At 67.4% G+C, this 21,191-nt stretch carries 18 protein-coding genes; 9 read left to right on the top strand and 9 right to left on the bottom strand.

The genetic code is table 11. The annotated features are described in order from the left end of the window. Positions 1-72 precede the first annotated feature (72 nt). On the top strand, positions 73-1,131 hold the full coding sequence (locus tag JWN21_RS01135; protein WP_299645591.1) for a mannose-1-phosphate guanylyltransferase/mannose-6-phosphate isomerase: 1,059 nt from the start codon (positions 73-75) through the stop codon (positions 1,129-1,131). Here the strand turns inward: JWN21_RS01135 and JWN21_RS01130 are convergent. Together JWN21_RS01130 and JWN21_RS01125 are read right to left on the bottom strand one after the other, a co-directional pair. Next, positions 1,118-2,731 carry a DUF6311 domain-containing protein gene (locus JWN21_RS01130; protein ID WP_299645557.1) on the bottom strand — a complete coding sequence of 538 codons (1,614 nt, stop codon included), beginning with the start codon at positions 2,729-2,731 and terminating at the stop codon, positions 1,118-1,120. The two genes, JWN21_RS01135 and JWN21_RS01130, sit on opposite strands and share 14 nt — an antisense overlap. Positions 2,732-2,785: 54 nt before the next feature. Next, the gene (locus JWN21_RS01125; RefSeq protein WP_299645556.1) at positions 2,786-3,664 is read right to left on the bottom strand and encodes a hypothetical protein; all 879 of its coding nucleotides are present in this window, start codon (positions 3,662-3,664) and stop codon (positions 2,786-2,788) included. Positions 3,665-3,804: 140 nt separating this feature from the next. Between JWN21_RS01125 and JWN21_RS01120 the strand changes: the two genes are divergently transcribed. Further along, positions 3,805-4,410 carry an aspartyl/asparaginyl beta-hydroxylase domain-containing protein gene (locus JWN21_RS01120; RefSeq protein WP_299645555.1) on the top strand — a complete coding sequence of 202 codons (606 nt, stop codon included), beginning with the start codon at positions 3,805-3,807 and terminating at the stop codon, positions 4,408-4,410. Positions 4,411-4,563: 153 nt separating this feature from the next. Here JWN21_RS01120 and groL read toward each other — a convergent pair whose 3' ends face one another. From groL to JWN21_RS01090, 7 genes are all read right to left on the bottom strand, one after another. After that, positions 4,564-6,198 (bottom strand): chaperonin GroEL, encoded by a 1,635-nt coding sequence (gene groL / locus JWN21_RS01115; RefSeq protein WP_299645553.1) that lies wholly within the window; start codon positions 6,196-6,198, stop codon positions 4,564-4,566. A 76-nt stretch (positions 6,199-6,274) separates the two neighbouring features. Beyond that, on the bottom strand, positions 6,275-6,562 hold the full coding sequence (groES, locus tag JWN21_RS01110; protein WP_299645552.1) for a co-chaperone GroES: 288 nt from the start codon (positions 6,560-6,562) through the stop codon (positions 6,275-6,277). A 41-nt stretch (positions 6,563-6,603) separates the two neighbouring features. Then, positions 6,604-7,071: a hypothetical protein gene (locus JWN21_RS01105; RefSeq protein ID WP_299645551.1), complete on the bottom strand. Its 468-nt coding sequence runs from the start codon at positions 7,069-7,071 to the stop codon at positions 6,604-6,606. Next, positions 6,957-7,454, bottom strand: a complete 498-nt coding sequence (locus JWN21_RS13925) for a PDZ domain-containing protein (RefSeq protein WP_367182892.1) — start codon at positions 7,452-7,454, stop codon at positions 6,957-6,959. The genes JWN21_RS01105 and JWN21_RS13925 overlap by 115 nt, the downstream gene beginning before the upstream one ends. Positions 7,455-7,508: 54 nt before the next feature. Continuing rightward, complete coding sequence (locus JWN21_RS01100) at positions 7,509-8,123, bottom strand: hypothetical protein (protein ID WP_299645550.1); 615 nt, start codon at positions 8,121-8,123, stop codon at positions 7,509-7,511. Positions 8,124-8,294: 171 nt separating this feature from the next. Continuing rightward, the gene (locus tag JWN21_RS01095) at positions 8,295-9,698 is read right to left on the bottom strand and encodes an MATE family efflux transporter (RefSeq protein WP_299645549.1); all 1,404 of its coding nucleotides are present in this window, start codon (positions 9,696-9,698) and stop codon (positions 8,295-8,297) included. A 174-nt stretch (positions 9,699-9,872) separates the two neighbouring features. Next, complete coding sequence (locus JWN21_RS01090; protein WP_299645548.1) at positions 9,873-10,697, bottom strand: class I mannose-6-phosphate isomerase; 825 nt, start codon at positions 10,695-10,697, stop codon at positions 9,873-9,875. A 186-nt stretch (positions 10,698-10,883) separates the two neighbouring features. Between JWN21_RS01090 and bamD the strand changes: the two genes are divergently transcribed. From bamD to JWN21_RS01055, 7 genes are all read left to right on the top strand, one after another. Continuing rightward, positions 10,884-11,876, top strand: a complete 993-nt coding sequence (gene bamD / locus JWN21_RS01085; protein WP_299645547.1) for an outer membrane protein assembly factor BamD — start codon at positions 10,884-10,886, stop codon at positions 11,874-11,876. A gap of 183 nt (positions 11,877-12,059) precedes the next feature. Then, on the top strand, positions 12,060-13,718 hold the full coding sequence (gene recN / locus JWN21_RS01080) for a DNA repair protein RecN (RefSeq protein WP_299645546.1): 1,659 nt from the start codon (positions 12,060-12,062) through the stop codon (positions 13,716-13,718). Further along, the gene (locus JWN21_RS01075) at positions 13,715-14,017 is read left to right on the top strand and encodes a hypothetical protein (protein ID WP_299645545.1); all 303 of its coding nucleotides are present in this window, start codon (positions 13,715-13,717) and stop codon (positions 14,015-14,017) included. Before recN ends, JWN21_RS01075 begins: the two co-directional genes overlap by 4 nt. Next, positions 14,014-16,086 carry an NAD-dependent DNA ligase LigA gene (gene ligA, locus JWN21_RS01070; protein WP_299645544.1) on the top strand — a complete coding sequence of 691 codons (2,073 nt, stop codon included), beginning with the start codon at positions 14,014-14,016 and terminating at the stop codon, positions 16,084-16,086. Before JWN21_RS01075 ends, ligA begins: the two co-directional genes overlap by 4 nt. A 143-nt stretch (positions 16,087-16,229) precedes the next feature. Next, on the top strand, positions 16,230-18,908 hold the full coding sequence (locus JWN21_RS01065) for a TonB-dependent receptor (protein WP_299645543.1): 2,679 nt from the start codon (positions 16,230-16,232) through the stop codon (positions 18,906-18,908). Positions 18,909-19,029: 121 nt separating this feature from the next. Then, the gene (locus JWN21_RS01060) at positions 19,030-20,166 is read left to right on the top strand and encodes a sensor histidine kinase (protein ID WP_299645542.1); all 1,137 of its coding nucleotides are present in this window, start codon (positions 19,030-19,032) and stop codon (positions 20,164-20,166) included. Further along, positions 20,163-20,975, top strand: coding sequence for a LytTR family DNA-binding domain-containing protein (locus tag JWN21_RS01055; protein WP_299645541.1), 813 nt, complete (start codon positions 20,163-20,165; stop codon positions 20,973-20,975). Before JWN21_RS01060 ends, JWN21_RS01055 begins: the two co-directional genes overlap by 4 nt. Positions 20,976-21,191 lie beyond the last annotated feature (216 nt).

The raw sequence follows: 21,191 nt of genomic DNA, 5'->3' as shown, positions 1-21,191 counted from the left end.
CTTGCCTACGCGCGCAGTGGCAAACGAAGCGTGAAGGTTTGGCGCGCGGCGCCGATGGTCTACATGGTCCCCATGCACCACCGTCAGATCATCCCCGTCATCCTCTCAGGCGGGTCGGGCACGCGGCTGTGGCCGATGTCGCGGCCCGAGCGCCCCAAGCAGCTGCTCGCCCTGACCGCGGACGACACGATGCTGCAGCTGACCGCGCGCCGCGCGACGGGCGAGCGCTTCGCCGCGCCCATCGTGGTCGCCAACGCGCGCCACGCCGACCTGATCGATGAACAGCTCGCCGCGATCGGCGTCGCCCCGGCGGCGGTGGTGCTGGAACCCGTCGGGCGGAACACCGCGCCGGCGATCGCCTTGGCGGCGATCGTGGCAGGCGGCGGCGAAGACGCGCTGCTGGTCATGCCGTCGGATCACGTCATCACCGATACCGAGGCATTCTACGCCGCCATCGCCCGCGCCATGCCGCTCGTCGCGCAGGGTTGGCTGGTGACGTTCGGCATCCATCCCGACTCGGCGGAAACCGGCTATGGCTGGGTTCAGCGCGGCGAGCCGATCGGCGATGGGGTGTTCCGCGTGCGTCGCTTCGTCGAAAAGCCGGCAGGGGACGCTGCCGAGGCGATGCTGGGGGCGGGCGACCATAGCTGGAACGGCGGCATCTTCCTGTTTCGAGCCGACATGTATTTGCAGGCGCTGGCGCAGCACGATCCTGCGATCCTGGTCGCGGTCGAAGCGGCGATGGCGGCCGCCCGGAGGGAGGGCACGCGCATCCTGCCGGAAGCGGCGGCGTTCGCGGCATCACCCGACGATTCAATCGATTACGCCGTCATGGAAAAGGCGGAACGGGTCGCGGTCGTGCCGGTCGCGATGGGGTGGAGCGACGTCGGCAGCTGGGACGCGTTGCACGCGATCAGTGATCGCGATTCCAACGGCAACGCGCATGGCGGCATCGGCGAGGTGCTGGCGATCGACACCCGCAATTGCCTCGTCCGCTCGGACGGCGTGCGCGTGGCATTGGTCGGCGTTGAGGACCTGATAGTGGTGGCGTCGGGCAACGACGTGTTGATCCTGCCGCGTGGCCGCAGCCAGGAGGTCAAGAAGCTGATCGAAGCGTTCAAGGGCAGGTGAGCGGCGCAGGCCGGCTTGGCGCGATCAGCCTGATCCCGTCGATCGTCTGAACGCGAGCGGCCACCGCTGCGGGGACGGGTCCGTCACTCAGCAACACGTAAAGGCGCGTCGGCTCGAGGCGACCGGCGCGAAAGGCTGCGGCATCGGCGTCGAGCCGTGCTTGCGTCGCGCGGGATACCCGCGACGAATAGGTGTAGCGCACCGGGCGACAGTGCACGATCGCGCGCCAGCTGACCTCCTGTAGCAGTTGCAGGTCGCGAAACGGCTCGGCAGGTTCGAACTGTACGTCCGCCGCTCGCGCGATCAGCGCCTGCCAGCGCGGATCGGCGGTGCGCATGAAGGCTCGCGGCTCGGTTGCCCGCGCGCTGGTCGCGCGAACCGCCGACAGCATCGGCGCGACATCGATCACCTGCAGCGCAAGCGCCCCGGCAAGCACCAGACTTGCTCGCGCCAGCGTCGCCGAGCCGATGATCGCCACAAAGGCCAGGGTATAGGTCAGCGGCCACACCAGGCGCCCCGATGCGCGGATCGGATCGAGCGCGTCGACCAGCATCGACGGCAAGTTCAAGGCGAACAGCGGCAGCCCACGCCACATCGGCGCCGGCCCGATCGCGAGCAGGAGCAACACGCCGAAAGCGGGCAGCAGCCACGCCATGCGCCGGAGCAGTACCCGCTGGCTATCGTCCGCTTGCCCCGAGACAAACCGCGCCGCCGCGAACAGCACCAGCGCGATCAGTCCCGCGCCCAGATAGTTGAACCCTTCGAACCCTCTGCCCTCGGGCATGGCGGGTGAGGAAATCGGCAGCGCGGTATACCCAGGATTGCCCGGGTTCCACCACGCATCCAACGCGGCCGGAAATTGCCCATAGCTGTGCGTCGAGCGATATGGTCCGTCGAAAACGCCGTTCAGCGCGAGCAACCCGACAGTGGGAAGCAGCGTCAGCAGAGCCTGCCCGGCGGTCCTGAAGTTTCGCTTGTCTCGCGCCAGCTGCGCCACCAATGCGCTGCCCCAGAAGGCGGCGACCATCAGCAGCAGATAGCTATGCACCAGCGCCGCGACCGCCAGCAGCACCGCCCAACCGATCGCGCGCTCGGCACGACGCGGCTCCAAAAAGAGCCAAAGGCTCGCGAGGATCAGCCATTGCGCGCACAGGCTGGGATGGCCGTAACGATTGAACAGCACCGGCATCGCCGTGAGCAGCGCTACGCCAAGCCACGCCGCCAGTGGGTCCGCGACGCGCGGTCGGATCAGCAGGGCCGCAAAGGTCGCCTGCAACAGCACGCACAGTAGATACCAGATGCCAACGAACTGTGCGTCCGGTGGCAGGAGCGAGGCGAAAGGCCGGAGCAAGACGCCCAACAGCGGTATGCTGTCGGTGAACAGCAGCGGCAGGCCCTCCGGTGCGGACAGCAGCGGCTGGTGAAGCCCCCACCCGCCGGAGCGCAGGTACGCCGCAAGTCCCAGCGCGCTCTGACCGCGATCTTCGCCCGACACCAGCCAGCCGACATTGGTCGGCCACAACACCGCCGGGTGCATCCACGCCACGAAGACCAGAATGGCAAGTACGACGACAGCTGATGGGAACACAGATCGGCGCATGACACACTCCCATGCACCCCACATGGTTAACGGATCAGGCCAGTCGCTCGTAGCTCAGCGCCTTGGGTTCGAAATGGCGGCTGCGAGCAAGCGGTCATACAAGCCACCCACATGCCGCTCGATGCCCTCGCGGATGTCATTCGAGGCATCGGCTTGCTTGGCCGCTTCATCGGCGACGAACATTCGTTCCGGCCGCTTGGCATGGCGGCGGGTCGTGGCAACCATCGCCGCGCGCTCCTCGACGCCGATGGTGATCCCGAAATGCGGCAGGATCGTCGAGAAGACCGCGTCAGGCAGCGCTGCGTAGTCGACGACCCTCCCGCCCCCGTGCTCCAGGCCGTCCAGTGCGGCTGCGCAAATGCGGGCAAGGACATGGTAGCCAAAGTCGTCCAGCGTGGGGGCAAGCCCGAGCATCACGCCTGGATGCAGCCCTGGAACCATCTGCATGCCAGGTTGGCGGGCATGGCTGACCATCACCTCAACCGGGTCACGGCACAGGAACACCCACGGCACGCAAGGAAAGGCGCGCCGGAAGATCGGCAGCAGCGGCATGTGCCAGCTGTCGAGCTTGACGATAAAGTGACGAGCCTCGGGCGTGCGCCTGCGGCCGAGTGCGCGGACGATCGCGTGCAATATCGGGATCATATCCTCGCCGCCGCGGCGCAGGACATCGTCGATCGGCGGCGCCTCGGAGACCGCGATTACCGACGGAAGTGCAGCCAGCATTTGCGACACCAGGGTCGACCCGCAGCGCGAGAGGTGGAAGATGAAGCCGCTCGGCTGCAGGGTGTCGGCGAGTTCCGCTGCATCGCCCAGCTCAGCCAGCGCGGTGAAACAAGGGTCGCAGCTGCGCCGTGCCTTTGCAGCGCTGTCCTCGAAGAACGGCTCTGTCAGGCGACGGTCGGCGAAGTCCGCCCAACGCACGGCCGCCACGCCGCCGACGGTCGAGACCGCGATCGGCAGCCAATCGCGCGACGGCCAAGAGGGATGGGTCGTCACTGCCTCGCTCATGTGGCTTTCCAAGTGTCGCGTGCCGCCATACCCGTGCCCGCGATGCGGCAAGAGGACCTGACATGACAAGGCTCGACGCGCAGGAGAGCATGGCATTCGCCGACCGCGTACGGCTGCCGTTGCTGTTCGATGCGGCGGCGATGGCCGCCGATCTCGCGCGGCTCGAGGCCTTGGCGTGGACAGATCACTTCGTTCGGCAGAACTATTCCGGCGTTTGGAGCGTGGTGCCGTTGCGGGCACCGGCGGGCGAAACCCACCCGATCCGCATGATCGCGCCGCAGCCGGCGGCGACGAGCTGGGTCGATACACCGCTGCTCGATCATGCACCCGCCTGCCGGGCAGCGATCGAGACGTTCCGCTGTCCGGTAACGGTGGCCCGGTTGATGCGGCTCACGCCGGGGTCTCGCATTCACGAGCATAGCGATCCCGATCTGGCGGCCGAGGCCGGCATGGCGCGCATCCATGTCGTCGTCACGACCAACCCCGACGTGGAGTTTCTGGTCAATGGGCGCGCGGTGACGATGCTGCCGGGGGAGTGCTGGTACCTGCGCCTGTCGGATCCGCATGCGGTGTTCAACGGGGGAAGCACCGATCGCGTGCACCTGGTCCTCGACTTGATGGTCGACGAGTGGCTGACCGCGGTGATCGCTCGGGGTGAGGCGGAATAGAATGAGAAAAGCCGGCGGATTGCGCCGCCGGCTTTCATTGCAAGGGCGCGGGCAAAGCCCGCGGTGGACGTCAGAGGTACCGGCGGACAGCCGCCGGTACGCTGGCCGATCCGACGCGAGTCCTGCGCCAGCGTGGCGCAGGCCGCGTTCGGATCAGAAGTCCATGCCGCCCATGCCGCCGCCGCCCATGGGCATCGCCGGCTTGTCGTCGGGCATCTCGCTGACCGCCGCTTCGGTGGTGATCAACAGGCCGGCGACCGAGGCTGCGTTCTGCAGCGCGGTGCGCACGACCTTGGTGGGATCGATCACGCCGGCCTCGACCAGGTTCTCGTACTTCTCGGTCTGGGCATTGAAGCCGATCGTCTGGTCGGCGCTCTCGAGCAGCTTGCCCGAGACCACCGCACCGTCGTGACCCGCGTTGCTGGCGATCTGACGGACCAGCGCGGTCAGCGACTTGCGGACGATGTCCACGCCGCGCGTCTGGTCGTCATTCTGGCCGGTCAGGCCTTCCAACGCCTTGGTCGCATAGAGCAGCGCGGTACCGCCACCGGGGACGATGCCCTCTTCGACCGCTGCGCGGGTCGCATGCAGCGCGTCGTCGACGCGATCCTTGCGCTCCTTGACCTCGACCTCGGACGAACCGCCGACCTTGATCACCGCGACGCCGCCGGCCAGCTTTGCCAGCCGCTCCTGCAGCTTCTCGCGGTCGTAGTCGGACGTGGTATTCTCGATCTGCTGACGGATCGCTTCGGTGCGACCCTTGATCGCTTCGCCATCACCCGCACCATCGACAATCGTGGTGTTGTCCTTGTCGATCGTGACGCGCTTGGCCGAACCCAGCATCGCGGTCGTGACGCTCTCCAGCTTGATGCCGAGATCCTCGGAGATCATCTCGCCCTTGGTCAGGATCGCGATGTCCTCCAGCATCGCCTTGCGACGGTCGCCGAAGCCCGGTGCCTTGACGGCCGCAACCTTCAGGCCGCCGCGCAGCTTGTTCACCACCAGCGTGGCGAGCGCCTCGCCCTCGATATCCTCGGCGATGATCAGCAGCGGTCGACCCGACTGGACGACCGCTTCCAGAATCGGGAGCATCGCCTGCAGGTTTGACAGCTTCTTCTCGTGGATCAGGATGAACGGATCGGTCAGCTCGACCGTCATCTTCTCCGGGTTGGTGATGAAGTACGGCGACAGATAGCCGCGGTCGAACTGCATGCCCTCGACGACGTCCAGCTCGAACTCGAGACCCTTGGCCTCCTCAACGGTGATCACGCCTTCCTTGCCGACCTTCTCCATCGCTTCGGCGATCTTCTCGCCGACGACGGTGTCGCCGTTGGCGGAGATGATGCCGACCTGGGCGATCTCCTTGGTGCCCGAGACGGGCTTGGAGCGCGCCTTGAGGTCCTCGACGACCTTGATCACCGCGAGGTCGATACCGCGCTTCAGATCCATCGGGTTCATGCCGGCCGCGACCGACTTCATGCCCTCGCGTACGATCGCCTGGGCGAGCACGGTGGCCGTCGTGGTGCCGTCACCGGCGTTGTCGTTGGTCTTGGAGGCCACTTCGCGCAGCATCTGCGCACCCATGTTCTCGTACTTGTCCTTGAGCTCGATCTCCTTGGCGACGGTGACGCCGTCCTTGGTGATGCGCGGTGCGCCGAAGCTCTTGTCGATGACGACGTTGCGGCCCTTCGGCCCCAGCGTCACCTTTACCGCGTCGGCGAGGATGTCGACGCCGCGCAGGATGCGCTCGCGCGCGTCACGACCAAATTTTACGTCCTTGGCTGCCATGGTGGCTACCCTTTCAAATGCGGAAGTTTACAAGTTTGACGATGCGTACCGGCGGAAACTAGTTCCCGCCGAAGGCTCAGCCGACGATCCCGAGGATGTCGGATTCCTTCATGATCAACAGCTCTTCGCCGTCGACCTTCACCTCGGTGCCCGACCACTTGCCGAACAGGATACGGTCGCCGGCCTTCACCTCAAGCGGGTGAACCTCGCCGGACTCGGACCGTGCGCCGGTGCCGGCGGCGACAACCTCGCCCTCCTGCGGCTTTTCCTTGGCCGTGTCGGGGATGATGATCCCGCCTGCGGTCTTCTCTTCGGCTTCGACGCGGCGTACGAGGACGCGGTCGTGCAACGGACGAAAGTTCATGGAGGCGTGTCCCTCTGACGTTTGTGACAGGTTTTTGGCACTCACCTGAGTCGAGTGCCAGCAGGACGCATATGTGGAGAGCGGATGAACGCGTCAAGGGGTGGAACCTGCGACTGCCTTGTCGGATTACACCCTAGATCGTGGCCGCGCGGGCCAGGCAATGCGCATGTTGCCTTGGCCGTCTTCGCCTTTTCGAGTGAACCGTGACACTTGATCAGCGCCTGAATGCGCCGTTCTTCGCGCTTTTTGGCGTTTTCCGCGGCTTCACAATCCTGTTGCGCGCGCATCGTTGTGACCCTGTCACGTTCGGCTGCCGCGCGCCCTTCACCCTCGGCCGCAATCCGGGACGCCTCGGCCGCATGGCGCGCCTCGTCCGCACGATCATCCCGCACGATCAAGCCGCCGCTCGATGGCGAGTTGGCGGCTGACTTGGCCGCCGCCGCCCGTGCGGCGGAAGCCTTCGCGGCAGCGTCCGCGTCAGCGCGGCCGCGGCTATCGATCTCGGCCACGCGCGCGTCGATCTCCGCCTTGTGGCGCTCCGCATCGGCTCGAGCAGGCCGCCGAACAAGCCGCCGCCGCCACGCTTCTTGCGCGGTGCCGGCGGGGTCCGGCGCGTGTAGATCGCCGAAGTCTCCACCGGCGCGGTCGCTGCCGGCGCTGGCTGGGCGGCTGCCGCGACCGCGATCGGCGCCTCCAGTGTCACCCGTACCGACGACTGCCGCCCGGCACGCAGGGTGGAAAGGCGGACACTCGTGTCGGCAGAGTATTTGGCGATCAGAACGGCAAGGCTCTGCGCTGAGGTGACCCGCTCGTCGTTGAAGGCGAGGATGATGTCACCGGTACCGATCCCGGCGTTTGCCGCTGGGCTTGTTGCGACGACGTTCGCGACCAGCGCTCCCTGACCGGGGGCCAGCCCAAGCTGCGCCGCCCAAACGTTGTCGATCGGTTACCAAGAGACTCCGAGATAGCTCCTTGACCCCGAACTGTCCGCCGTGATCGTTGGCGCGCTCATCTGCTGCCGGCCGGAAGCGGGTTGGGACAAGTCGCCCCCCGAACCCGCCTCGGCCCCGCTGGGCTGGGACCGAGGCGAAATCATCGCATAATTCCGCGCAGTTTGGCCGGGCGAAAGGATCAATGTGCCGAGATCGGCTATCCGGGCGCCGAGCAGCGCCTCAAGCTCCGCCTCCTTCTTCTTGCCCCCGAAAGAGGTGAGCCGACTTCCCGCCCACCGCGCTCCGAAGCCATTGGCACCGCCTCGATAGTCCGACTCCAGCAATACAGTACCACCGCATGACGACTTCGTCGTTGGCGCGCCGGCCACGCCCAAATCGATATAGTGCGTGTCGTAGAGAACCTTGGCCTTGTAGCGACCGTCCTCGTTCAGCGTGATCGTAGCTTTGATTCCCGTGTCGTGAATCCACGTTCTGCCCACAAGCTGGGGCAGGATGCCGGGATCGAGCGCACCCGATGGACTGCGCGCAACCGGCTCTGCCGTGGCTGCCGGCAAGGGCGCGGCGGCGGGTCCGGTGGTTTGCGCCGGCTCGGCCGTGACGGGCGCCAAAACGCGATCTGCCGTGATGCTTGCGGCCGGGAACCGTCAACTGCAGCAGAAGCGCGGCCAACGCGCCTCGCACGACATGACCTGCCAATATGTGGGTCCCCACTTCGCGCGCAGGGTAGATCGATGGGCAGGCTCCTACAATGTAGCCCGTTTGGGTTAGCCGCACGGCGATTAAGAGGGCAACAACCCCAGCCGCGCCCGTGCCGACCAGCGCCAGATCAGCAGCACCGACACCACCGCGAGCCCGGTTGCGAGCCCCCACCAGATGCCGACCGCGCCGAGCGGCGTGCGGAAGCCGAGCAGCACGGCGGTGCCAAAGCCGACCACCCAATACCCGCCCAGAGCCACCAGCATCGACACGCGCGTATCCTGAAGCCCGCGCAGCACGCCCTGCGCGACCGCCTGCGCACCGTCCATCAGCTGGAATATGGCAGCGACGCCTAGCAGCCTGATCGCCAGCGCCTCCGCCGCAACCGTATCGGGCAGGTCCCGGTCGAGATATACCGACACGAACAGCCCGGGCACCGCCCAGGTGATCAGCGCCGTGACCGCCATGATGCCGATCCCCAGCAGCAGCGCCGAGTTGCCGGCGCGCGCTATCCAGCGGTGATCGACCGCACCGTAGGCCATGCCAACGCGGATTGTCGCAGCCTGCGCGATGCCGAACGGGATCTGATAGATGACTGCGGCGACGTTGAGCGCGACCGCATGCGCGGCGACCTCGACCGGGCCGATCAGCCCCATCAGCAGCGCGGCACCGCCGAACAGCCCGCCCTCGAACGTCCAGGTCAGCGCGATCGGCGCGCCCAGCCGCGCCACCTCGCCCATCCGGGCCCAGTCGGGACGCCACCAGCGCCCCCACAGCCGGAACCGCCGCAGCTGGCGGTCGAGCTGGAAGATTGCCGCATAGGCGAAGCACATCGCGATCGACACCAGCACCCCCGCCAGCGCCGATCCCTCCAGCCCCAGCGCGGGCACGCCGAGGTGCCCGAATACCAGCGCCCAGTTCGCCAGGATCGCGACGCCCAGCGCCAGCGCGGTGACGATGAACGCCCAGCCGGGCCGCCCGAGCGCCGCCGCCGTCAGCCGCATCAGGCCCGCCACGACGGCAAACGGCACGCCCCAGGCCGCGATGCGCAGGAACGCGCCCGCGCGCGCCGCGACGACAGGGTCCTGGCCGAGTGCCACGAACAGCGCCTCGCCCTGCCACATCAGCCCCATGATCGGCCCACTCGCCAGCACACCCAACCACAGACCCGATCGGAACGAGCGCCGCGTGTCGCGCACCGTGCCGACACGGCGACCGATCGCGGCGGCGATCAGCGGCTCGGCGGCCGAGGTCAGCCCGATCATGGCCCAGCACAGAACATTGAACAGGAACACCGCGATCGTCGCGGCGGCGAGCTCCGTCGTGCCCAGCCGGGCGACGAACACCACATCGACCGCGAACACCGCCATGTGAAGCAGGTTCGCGCCCACGATCGGCGCGGCGAGCCGGGTGAGCGCCGTAAGTTCGCCACGCGCAGACGTGGGGCCAAGGCCGGCCGTCGGCGAAAGGGTGCCGGGGTGGGCCATCGGCGGGCTTTAGCGGCTGATCAAAGCGACGTCACCAATCCTCCCCGTTCACGGGGAGGTGGCAGGCGCTAAGCGGCTGAGGGAGGGGGCTCGCGGCGCGGGGTGACGATCATGGCCCGCCCCCTCCACCACCGCGCTGCGCGCGGCGGTCCCCCTCCCCGTCCCGGGGAGGATTTAAATGCGCTTCACCCCAGGATAGGCGAACAGCAGGTCCGCATCCTCGCTCGCGCGCACCGTCTCGCTCCCGCGCACCGTGACGCACTCGCCGGCCTTGAACGCCAACCCCGCGACCTCGCCTTGACCCGCGATGACGACCAGCCAGCCCTGCACCCCATCGGGCATCTCCACCGCACGCTCGCCACCGGCCCAGCGCTCCAACACGAACTTCGGCCCTTCGACCGCGATGTCGCGCCCTTCAGCAGCGCGACCGGGCGAGACCATCGGTCGATACGGCTCGGTGCTCGCAACCGCCATGCCGTCCGCCAGGTGCAGCTCGCGGTCGCTGCCATAGTCGAACAGGCGATAGGTCGTTTCGGAGTTCTGCTGCACCTCGATCAGCGTCAGGCCGCCGCCGATCGCGTGGATCGTCCCGGACGGGCAGTAGAAGAAGTCGCCGGCCTGCACCGGCTTCCAGTCGAGCAGCGCCTCGATCGTGCCGTCCTCCGCCGCCTTCGTCAGCGTCTCGCGGTCGGTCCGCACCTTCGGCCCGAGCGCGATCGTGGCACCGGGATCGGCGGCGAGGATGGTCCAGCACTCGTCCTTGCCACGCGGCAGATCGCGCGCGTGCGCCTGCGCGTCGTCGGGATGGACCTGGATCGACAGCTTTTCGGCCGTGAACAGATATTTGATCAACAGATCCGGGGTAGTGTCGCCCCGCGCCTGATACCAGACCTCGCCCACCGGCGCGCCGCCGTCCGCGACGTCCCCAAAGCCCGGCCACAGCGTGCGGCGGCCCCAGGGTTTCTCGACGCGATGAGTCTGCAGCAGGGTGGCGGGCATGTTCGGTCCTCGAGATTGGGCAACGCTATCCTCAAATTCCGTCACCCTGAACTTGTTTCTAGGGCCCGTGCGAAACGCAGGCGATACATCCTGCCGCCGACGTTGCGCATGGATGCTGAAACGAGTTCAGCATGACGACAGGCAGAGGTCTGTTAACCCGCTCCATCCCGCGCTAAAGGCTGCCTCATGCGTATTCTCCAGTCCCGCGCCATCGCCCTGGCCCTCACGGCCGCCCTTTCCCTATCCGCCTGCGCCGGTCGCAGCGGCGTGCGCGGCGACACGCCCTACGTCGCGCGCGACGTGGGCACGCTCTATTCCGCGGCGAAGACACGGCTGGACCAGGGCACCTACAAGGAGGCGGCGGCGCTGTTCGACGAGGTCGAGCGTCAGCATCCCTATTCCGTCTGGGCGCGACGGGCGCAGCTGATGAGTTCGTTTTCCTATTATCTCGACCGCGACTACACGCAGTCGATCCAGTCGGCGACGCGCTTCCTGACGGTGCACCCGGGCAATCGCGACGCGCCCTATGCCTACTACCTGATCGCGCTCGGCTATTACGAGCAGATCCAGGACGTCACCCGCGATCAGAAGATCACGCGCCAGGCGCTCGATTCGCTGGGCGAGCTGACGCGACGTTACCCGACATCGCGCTATGCCGCCGATGCGCGGCTCAAGGTGGATCTGGTCAACGATCACCTGGCCGGCAAGGAGATGGAGGTCGGCCGCTTCTATGCGACGCGCGGGCAGTGGCTCGCGGCGTCGATGCGCTTCCGCAATGTCGTGGAACAGTATCAGACCACCACCCACACGCCCGAGGCGCTGATGCGGCTGGTCGAATCCTACTTGGCGCTCGGCGTGTCGGAGGAAGCGCAAAAAGCGGCGGCGGTGCTCGGCCGGAATTATGCCGGCTCGATCTGGTACCAGCGCTCTTTCAAGCTGATGCAGGATCATCCCGCACAGCAGCTGGCGGCGGTAACGCCCGGCGCACAGGCGGTGCCACCGGGGCTACCGGGCGCGAGGGCGGCGTCGCTGCCGGGTGACTCGGGCACGGGAACGACCAACCCCAGCGCACCGCGCGCGAGCGATGCGGCGGCAGGCGCGCCTTCGGCTCCCACCTCGGGGCCGGCGACCACCGTACCGGGCAACACCGCGCCGGTGCCGACGACGACGCCGAACTGAATCTCTCGTTTCGAAATAGCACCTCCCCGGCGAAAGCCGGGGCCCAGCCGAAGCAAATAGAACGATGCGGGAGCATCGATCGGCGCCGTGCGCCGATACTGGGCTCCGGCTTCCGCCGGGGAAGCGCACGGGAATGAGGGGAACCCTCCCGCTCGGCCGGTTGCCTCGCTATATGCGATCCCGATGCTGACCGCGCTCTCCATCCGCGACGTCGTCCTGATCGAGGCACTGGACCTGCGGTTCGATGCCGGCCTCGGCGTGCTGACCGGCGAGACCGGCGCGGGCAAGTCGATCCTGCTCGACGCGCTGGGACTGGCGCTGGGCGCGCGCGGCGACAGCGGGCTGGTACGCCACGGCGCGGCGCAGGCGAGCGTGACGGCGAGCTTCGATCCGCCCGCCGAGGCGCTGGCGACCCTGCTCACCGACGGCGGCTTCGAGGTTGAACCGGGCGAGCCGCTGATCGTCCGCCGGCTGGTCAAGGCCGATGGCGGCAGCCGCGCCTTCGTCAACGATCAGCCTGCGTCGGCCGCGTTACTGCGTGAACTGGCCGGGCATCTAGTTGAGATACACGGCCAGCATGACGATCGCGGGCTGCTCGTCCCGGCCGGGCACCGCGCGTTGCTCGACAGCTTCGGCCGGGTGGATGCCGCTCCCGTCGCCCGCGCATGGGAGCGGCTGCGCAACGCCGAGGCGGCGCTTGCCGCCGCGCAAGGCGAGATCGCGACGGCGCAGGCGGATCGCGAGTGGCTGGAACATGCCGTGGCCGAGCTGACGGCGCTCGCGGCGGAGCCGGGCGAGGAGGAGACGCTGGCTGATCGCCGCCGCACGATGCAGCGCGCGGAGAAGATCGCGGACGACCTGCGCGCGGTCGAAACCCATCTGGAGGGTTCGGACGGCGGACTGTCGCGGCTGCGTCAGGCGGCGCGGGTGCTGGAACGGATCGCAGCCGATCACCCGGCGCTAGCGGACGCGCTGGCGGCGGTCGATCGCGCGGTGATCGAGGGCGCGGCGGCGGAGGAACGGCTACGCGACGCCGCCCGTGCGCTGGAATTCGATCCCCGCGCGCAGGAGGATGACGAGGCGCGGCTGTTCGAACTCCGTGCGATGGCGCGCAAGCATCGCGTTCAGCCCGACGAACTGGCGGCGCTGGCCGACGACCTGCGCGCCAAACTCGATCGTCTCGACGCAGGCGAGGAGGGCATGGCGGCGCTGGGCGCCGCAGTAGCGCGCGCGCAGAAGGAGTATCGCAACGCCGCGGCGACGCTCACGGCGACCCGGACCGACGCCGGCAAGCGCCTCGACGTGGCCGTCGCGCGCGAGCTTGCACCGTTGAAACTGGATGCGGCCCGATTCCGCACCGCGCTGGTTCCATTGAACGAGGATGGCTGGTCGCCCGTCGGCGCCGACCGGATCGAATTCGAGATTTCGACCAACCCAGGCGCGCCGTTCGCACCGCTGACGAAGATCGCCTCGGGCGGCGAGCTGTCGCGGTTCATCCTCGCGCTCAAGGTCGCGCTCGCCGAGCGCGGGGCTGCGCGGACGATGGTGTTCGACGAGGTCGATCGCGGCGTCGGTGGCGCGGTGGCGTCGGCGATCGGCGAGCGGCTGCAGCGGCTTGCGGAAGGAACGCAGCTGCTGGTCGTCACCCACTCGCCGCAGGTCGCGGCCAGGGGCGCACAGCACCTGCTGATCGCCAAGAGCCACGACGGCACCGTGACCCGCACCGGCGTCCGCACGCTCGACGAGGCCGAACGCCGAGAGGAGATCGCGCGCATGCTCTCCGGCGCGGCGGTGACCGCCGAAGCGCGCGCGCAGGCCGATCGCCTGTTGGAGGCGGCATGACCCCCGCCCATCGTCGCGAGGCGCGGTTCGCGCTCGCCATGCTGCCGGTCGGCGTGGTGCTGATGGTGATGTCCGCCGTCGCCTTTGTCGCCGTCCTACTGCTGGCGCTGGCGGCACCCTTTCGGGGCGGACCGTGGTTGCAGATCGAGCTGTGGGCGCTCGTCGCAGCGGCGGTGGCGGCACGAAACACCGCTGCGGGGATCGCGATCACGGCGGCGCTGGACTGGCGGCCGCTGCCGATGGCGTTACTGCTGAGCGGGTTGATCGTCGCCGCCTGGCCGGGGTGGTGGCTCGGATGACCGACCCGCCGACCAACAGGGCTCACGCCGCCGCCGAGCTGAAGCGGCTGGCGGCCGAGATCGCGCACCACAATGCGCGCTACCACACCGACGACGCGCCCGAGATCGCGGACGCGGACTTCGATGCGCTGGTCCGGCGCAACGCGGCGATCGAAGCGGCCTTCCCCGAGCTGGCCCGTGCCGATTCGCCGAGCAAACAGGTCGGCGCGGCTCCGGCGGGGCATCTTTCCAAGGTGGCGCATGCGCGGCCGATGATGAGCCTCGACAATGCGTTCTCTGACGAGGACGCGCGTGAGTTCGTCGGACGGGTCCGTCGGTTCCTGAAGCTGGCCGATGACGAACCTGTCGCATTGACCGCCGAGCCCAAAATCGACGGGCTGTCCTGTTCGCTGCGCTATGAAGAAGGTCGGCTGGTCCGCGCCCTCACGCGCGGCGACGGTGCGGTCGGCGAGGACGTGACCGCCAACGTCGCGGCGATCGGCGACATCCCGCAGACCTTGCCCGCCGGCGCGGCGCCCGTGTTCGAGGTGCGCGGCGAGGTGTACATGGAAAAGGCCGCCTTCACGGCGCTGAACGCACGGCTGCTCGCCGAAGGCGGCGAGGGCGCGCGCCAGTTCGCCACTCCCCGCAACGCCGCCGCGGGATCGCTTCGGCAGAAGGATGCGAGCGTCACCGCAAGCCGACCGCTGCGTTTCTTCGCGCATGGCTGGGGCGAGGCGACCACCTTGCCAGGCGAGACGCAGGCGACGGTGGTGGAGGCGCTTCGCGGCTGGAGATTCCCCCTCGCCGACGGTTTCAGGCGTTGCGACGACCTGGAGGCGGCGCTCGCCGTCTACGCCGCGATCGAGGCGGGGCGTGCCGACCTGCCCTTCGACATCGACGGCGTCGTCTACAAGATCGACCGGCTCGACTGGCAGGCGCGGCTGGGCAGCGTCGGCCGCGCGCCGCGCTGGGCGCTAGCGCATAAATTCCCGGCCGAGCGGGCGCAGACGACGTTGAACGCGATCGACATCCAGGTCGGGCGTACGGGCAAGCTGACCCCCGTCGCGCGGCTGGAGCCGGTGACGGTCGGGGGCGTCGTCGTCACCAACGCGACGCTGCACAACGCCGACGAGATCGCGCGGCTGGGCGTCCGTCCCGGCGATCGCGTGGTGCTGCAGCGCGCCGGCGACGTGATCCCGCAGATCGTCGAGAACCTGACGCGGGACGAGGAACGGCCCGCCTTCGACTTCCCCGCCCATTGCCCTGCCTGCGGCAGCGAGGCGGTGGCGGAGGCAGGCGAGGTCGACATCCGCTGCACCGGCGGGCTGATCTGCCCCGCCCAGCGGCTGGAACGGCTGCGCCACTTCGTCAGCCGGGGCGCGCTCGACATCGACGGACTGGGCGAGAAGACGCTGGTCGAGTTCATCGATCTGGGCTGGATTACCGAACCAGCCGACATCTTCCGCCTGTCCCGTCACCGCGACGCGCTGATCGGGCGCGAGGGCTGGCAGGCGAAATCGGTGGACGCGCTGTTCGCGGCGATCGAGGCGAAGCGCGCGCCCGACGCCGCGCGGCTGCTGTTCGCGCTCGGCATCCGCCATGTGGGCGCGATCACCGCGCGCGACCTGATGAAGCATTTCGGCACGCTGCCGGCGCTGCGCGACGCCGCCGAGGCCGCGCGCGCGGGCGATCCGGACGCGCTGCACCAGCTCCAGGGCATCGACGGCATCGGTCCCAGCGTCGTCGCCGCGCTGGGCGACTTCTTCCACGAGGCGCACAATCGTGACGCGTGGGACGACCTGCTCGCGCAGTTGTCGCCGCCGCCGTTCGCCGTGACGGTTCGGGCGTCGGCGGTGAACGGCCAGACGATCGTGTTCACCGGCACGCTGGAAACGCTGAGCCGCGACGAGGCAAAGGCGCAGGCGGAGGCGCTGGGCGCGCGCGTCGCCGGCGCCGTGTCCGCCAAGACCGACTTGGTCGTGGCCGGTCCGGGCGCCGGCTCCAAACTGAAGAAGGCGGCCGAGCTCGGCGTTCGGATCATCGACGAGGCAGGCTGGGCCGAGATCGTCGCGCGGGCGTCGCCGTGACTTTTTTGCAACGCAACATAGATTGAGTCGTGCTCGACCCGTTCACGGCTAGCCGCTGTCACCGAAGCGCAATACTATCCTGCCACGGCGATTAGCAACCGGTGCCGATTCTGCCGCGCCAGCAACGCTCCAAGGGGTTTTTCATGCGATATCAGTTCCTTCTCGGTGTGGCGGCAGCCGCGCTGGCGATTCCCGCAGCCGCCAACGCTCAGTCGACCGGATCGATCGATTTCGAGGACAAGGGTGCCGAGGAGGTCGTTGTCACCGGTAGCCGCGCGCAGGAGGTCGGCGGCATCGCCGCGCCGGACACGACCAAGGCGAAGCAGGTCATCTCGCAGGAGCTGATCAGCCGGCAGAATCCCGGCCAGTCGATCCTCGACACGATCAACCTGGTGCCGGGCGTCAGCTTCCAGAACAATGACGCGTACGGTTCGTCGGGCGGCACGCTCAACATCCGCGGCTTCACTGGTGATCGCGTGTCGCTGACGGTCGACGGCATCCCGCTCAACGATTCGGGCAACTACGCGATCTATTCGAACCAGCAGTTCGACCCCGAGATCATCGGCGAGGTCAACGTCAACCTGGGCACCACCGACGTCGACAGTCCCACGGCGTCCGCCGCGGGCGGCACGGTCAACTACCGTACGATCACGCCGCGCGAAGAGCTCGGCGCCATGCTGTCGGCGTCCTACGGCGACTTCAAATTCCACCGCGTCTTCGGCATGATCGAGACCGGCAACCTGACGTCGTTCGGCACCCGCGCCTTCGTGTCGGCGTCGAAGGCCACCAACAACAATCCGTTCAACAACTATGGCCGGGTGAACAAGCAGCAGTACAACGCCAAGATCTATCAGCCGATCGGATCGGGTGGCGATTTCATCTCGATTGCCGGTCACTACAACCAGAACCGCAACAACTTCTTCGGTTCGTCGCCGCTGCGTACCGATGCGCCCCGCGTCGTGGGCGGCCTCGCCACCAATCGCTTTCCGACCAGCAGCGACGAGCGCCGGTATAACATCAACTTCCCGTGCAACGTCGATACGCCGCAGGCCGGCGTAGCCGATACGATTGCTCCTGCGCCGGCCGCTCCAACGGCAGGCGCCAGCTGCGGCACCGAGTTCGACCGGCGCTACAATCCGTCGAATACGGGCAACGTTCGGCTCGCATCGCGCTTCACCGTCGGCGCGCTGACCTTCACGGTCGACCCCAGCTATCAGTACACAAAGGCGAATGGTGGCGGCACCGTGTCCGGTGTTGAGGGCGCTCTGCGCGACATCAATCCGGCAGGGGGCACCGCGACCGTTGCGCAATGCACGACGGCGCCCAACAGCGCGACCAACACGTGCGTCTCCGGGTATCTGGGCGGCGTGCCCTATTTCGGGCGTGACGTGAACGGCGACGGCGATGTGCTGGACACCGTGACCGTGCTGGCGCCGAGCCAGACCCAGACGCGCCGCTATGCTGTGATTGCGGGTGTGCGCTGGGACTTCAGCCAGGGCCAGGCGGTCCGCGTCGGTTACACCTTCGATCGCGCCCGCCATCGCCAGACCGGCGAGGTTGGCCTGCTCCAGATCAGCGGCGAGCCTGATGACGTCTTTCCGGTCAACAATCCGCTGGCGGACGTCACCGGATCGATCCTGCAGAAGCGCGACCGTCTCTCCTATGCGACGCTGCACCAGCTGTGGGGCGAATATCGCGGTGAGTTCATGGACGGACGTCTGGTGCTCAACGCCGGTGTGCGCGCGCCTTTCTTCGAGCGCGATCTGAACAACTTCTGCGCCACCAGCTCGGCCGGCGGCTTTGTCGAGTGCTTCGGCCAAGGTAACTCGCGCTACACGACCTATGCGGCGCTGAACCCGACCCTTCAGGGTCCGCAGCAGCGCGTGTTCAAGTACGACAAGGTGCTGCCGAACGTCGGCTTCACCTTCGACGTGGTCGACCGGCTCAGCGTGTTCAGCAATTATTCGAAGGGCGTCTCGGTTCCGGCGACGGACAATCTCTACAACAGCTTCTTCTTCGCCGCGAACACCGCCCAGGCGCAGCCGCGGCCCGAGACGACGGACAACGTCGACCTCGGCCTGCGCTATCGCGGCAGCACCCTACAGGCACAGGTCACCGCCTTCTACAACGCGTACAAGGACCGCCAGGCTTCAGCATTCGATCCCGAACTGAACGTTTCGGTGTTCAGGAATCTCGGCGAGGTCGAGAAATACGGCATCGACGGCTATGTGTCGTACCGGCCGATCCCGGCATTGAACCTTTACGTGTTCGGCTCGTATCTGAAGTCGAAGATCAAGGACGATGTGATCGCAGGCGAGTGCACCGCGACACAGGTCACCGCCGGCTTTCAGGGCTGCACCACGCTCAACGCCCCGATCTTCGCGCCGACCGCCGGCAAGCGCGAATCGGGGTCGCCGACCTATACCTATGGCGGCACCGCTCGTGTCAGCGCCGCCGGTCTCGACCTGGGTCTGACCGGCAAGCGCACCGGCCCGCGCTTCATCTACGACACCAACCTGCCGGTCGTTGCGCTGGTCGGCACGGCCACGACGCAGCTTTTCCCCGCCAAGACGCCGGCCTATTGGTTGGTGAACCTCGACGCGCGCTACAGCCTGGAGCGGTTCGGACTGGCGCGGACCCACTTCCAGCTCAACGTCTACAACCTGTTCGACCAGTTCTATGTCGGCGGTTTCGGCGGCGGCCTGAACCAGGTCATCAACAGCAGTGCAACGACGGGCGCGGTGTCCGGCTACGGCAACCCACCGAACGTCCAGATCGGTGCGCCACGCACCGTCAGCGGCACGATCACCATCGGCTTCTGATCCGACCCGATCATCGAGGGGCCGTCGTTCTTCAGGGAACGGCGGCCCTTTTCGCGTCTGGACGGCAGGCGTGTCTCCGCCCTTCCGCCCCGCGCCGCCGCCGCCTATACCCGGCCCACCGATGGCCTCCCTCGCCCCCCGTCAACACCCGCCGCTCAACGTCCGGCCGTTCTTCGAGGACAAGGGCCGCGCGTTCTGGACGCTGCAGGCCGTCGGCTGGGGTGGCTATCTGATCGTTCGGGAGGCGGCATCGATCTCGGGCGGGCCGTCGATGGACGTCGTCGTGCCGGTGCTGATCGAAGCGATCCTGGGCTATTGCCTGACACTGCTGCTGTCGACGCTGTACGGCTATTACCGGCGCATGCCCCGCGTGGCCGGTGTCGTGCTGACCGTCGCGACGCTGCTCGGGGCGACGCTCATCTACGCGTTTCTGGTTGCCTTTGCGTTTTCGTTCATCTCGCTGCGCAATCTTGCGCCGGGGGTCTCGCTGGCGCAGTTCATCAGCGCATTTTACATCTGCTTCACCGTGCTCGCGGGCTGGTCGGCACTCTACTTCGGAATCAACTTCTACATCCTGGTCGAGGAGCAGATCGACCAGATGCGCGACCTGGAGATGCAGGCGTCGTCCGCGCAACTGGCGATGCTACGCTATCAGCTAAACCCGCACTTTCTGTTCAACACGTTGAACTCGATCTCGACGCTGGTGCTGCTGAAACAGACCGATCGCGCCAACGCGATGCTGTCGCGGCTGAGTTCGTTCCTGCGCTACACGCTGGCCAATGAACCGACTGCGCATGTCACCGTGGCGCAGGAGGTCGAGACGCTGAAGCTGTACCTCGAGATCGAGAAGATGCGCTTCGAGGCCCGGCTACGCCCCAAGTTCGACATCGATCCCGCAGCCGAGCGCGCGCGCCTGCCCTCGCTGCTGCTTCAACCCGTGGTCGAGAACGCGATCAAATACGCGGTCACGCCGCAGGAAGAGGGCGCCGATATCTGCATCGAGGTGCGGCTCGCCGGAGATCGCGTGCAGATCACCGTGTCCGACACCGGACCGGGGTTGCGCGAGGGAGCGGCGCTGCCCAGCCTGTCCACCGGCGTCGGGCTGCCCAACATCAGGGAGCGGTTGGTACAGGCCTTTGGGCCCGACCAGCGCTTCGTGACCCGCTCGACACCCGAAGGCGGGTTCGCGGTGGCGATCGAGATCCCGTTTCAGCTGGAAGACACGCAACGGACCAGCTCACCAAGCGAGGCAGCATGACCATCCGCACCATCCTCGTCGACGACGAGTCGCTCGCCACCCAGGGACTTGAACTTCGTCTGCAGCGGTTCGACGATGTCGAGATCGTCGACCGATGCATCAACGGCCGCGAGGCGATCCGCTCGATCAAGACGCACAAGCCCGATCTCGTCTTTCTCGACATCCAGATGCCCGGCTTCGACGGCTTCTCCGTGGTGTCGGGAATGCTGGAGGTGGAGCCGCCCTTGTTCGTCTTCGTCACCGCCTATGGCGATCATGCGCTGCGCGCATTCGAGGCGCAGGCGGTGGATTACCTGATGAAGCCGGTGGACGAGGCGCGCCTTGCCGACACGATGGACCGCGTCCGCCAGCGGCTGAGCGAGAAGCACAGCGTCGGCGAAGCGGCGATGCTCAAGGATGCGCTCGCCGAGCACGCGCCCGAGGCGGCGGCCGACCTGGCAGGGGATGCGCACTCCGGCGGCGGCGAGCTCGCCGCCAACCGGTTCGAAAAGATCATCAACATCAAGGACCAGGGCCAGATCTTTCGCGTCGATATCGACACGATCGAACTGATCGAGGCGGCGGGCGATTACATGGTGATCAAGACTGGCGACAATTCGCTGGTGCTGCGCGAGACGATGAAGGACCTGGAGAAGCGCCTCGACCCGCGCCGTTTCCAGCGCGTCCATCGCTCGACGATCGTCAACCTGGATTTGGTCAAGCAGGTGAAGCCGCACACCAACGGCGAATGTTTCCTGATCCTGAACTCAGGCGGCAGCGTAAAGGTCAGCCGCTCGTACCGGGACGTCGTGGCGCGGTTCGTCCACTAGGTAAACCGAAGCTCGGCTACCAGGCCGCGCTGGCCCCGCCCACGGGCGAACACCACAGCCTGCGCTGCCGCCCTGGAACTCGATGATTGTAGCACGTCGCCGGTTCAGCCTTCCCTGGCGAAGTGCTTTATCCCGGCAAACCCTAACGGCTTTTGTAAGTAGTGTTGCCGTACCTGTCCGCTTACGAGCAACCCCAAGCAGGAACCGGGGGGTTTT

This window comes from Sphingomonas bacterium (assembly GCF_028292945.1).
In the GTDB taxonomy this organism is placed as follows: Bacteria; Pseudomonadota; Alphaproteobacteria; order Sphingomonadales; family Sphingomonadaceae; genus Sphingomonas.
The sequence above is the reverse complement of the archived record's forward strand: the minus strand, read 5'-3'. Positions and strand labels throughout refer to the sequence as shown.

What these genes read in the sequence shown, in the direction of transcription:
- JWN21_RS01065 (WP_299645543.1), top strand. Translation starts at nt 16,230, where the DNA reads ATGCGATATCAGTTCCTTCTCGGTGTGGCGGCAGCCGCGCTGGCGATT.
- bamD (WP_299645547.1), top strand. Translation starts at nt 10,884, where the DNA reads ATGCGTATTCTCCAGTCCCGCGCCATCGCCCTGGCCCTCACGGCCGCC.
- JWN21_RS01135 (WP_299645591.1), top strand. Translation starts at nt 73, where the DNA reads ATGCACCACCGTCAGATCATCCCCGTCATCCTCTCAGGCGGGTCGGGC.
- recN (WP_299645546.1), top strand. Translation starts at nt 12,060, where the DNA reads ATGCTGACCGCGCTCTCCATCCGCGACGTCGTCCTGATCGAGGCACTG.
- ligA (WP_299645544.1), top strand. Translation starts at nt 14,014, where the DNA reads ATGACCGACCCGCCGACCAACAGGGCTCACGCCGCCGCCGAGCTGAAG.
- JWN21_RS01055 (WP_299645541.1), top strand. Translation starts at nt 20,163, where the DNA reads ATGACCATCCGCACCATCCTCGTCGACGACGAGTCGCTCGCCACCCAG.
- groL (WP_299645553.1), bottom strand. Translation starts at nt 6,198, where the DNA reads ATGGCAGCCAAGGACGTAAAATTTGGTCGTGACGCGCGCGAGCGCATC.
- JWN21_RS01130 (WP_299645557.1), bottom strand. Translation starts at nt 2,731, where the DNA reads ATGCGCCGATCTGTGTTCCCATCAGCTGTCGTCGTACTTGCCATTCTG.
- JWN21_RS01060 (WP_299645542.1), top strand. Translation starts at nt 19,030, where the DNA reads ATGGCCTCCCTCGCCCCCCGTCAACACCCGCCGCTCAACGTCCGGCCG.
- JWN21_RS01075 (WP_299645545.1), top strand. Translation starts at nt 13,715, where the DNA reads ATGACCCCCGCCCATCGTCGCGAGGCGCGGTTCGCGCTCGCCATGCTG.
- JWN21_RS01090 (WP_299645548.1), bottom strand. Translation starts at nt 10,697, where the DNA reads ATGCCCGCCACCCTGCTGCAGACTCATCGCGTCGAGAAACCCTGGGGC.
- JWN21_RS01095 (WP_299645549.1), bottom strand. Translation starts at nt 9,698, where the DNA reads ATGGCCCACCCCGGCACCCTTTCGCCGACGGCCGGCCTTGGCCCCACG.
- groES (WP_299645552.1), bottom strand. Translation starts at nt 6,562, where the DNA reads ATGAACTTTCGTCCGTTGCACGACCGCGTCCTCGTACGCCGCGTCGAA.
- JWN21_RS01120 (WP_299645555.1), top strand. Translation starts at nt 3,805, where the DNA reads ATGACAAGGCTCGACGCGCAGGAGAGCATGGCATTCGCCGACCGCGTA.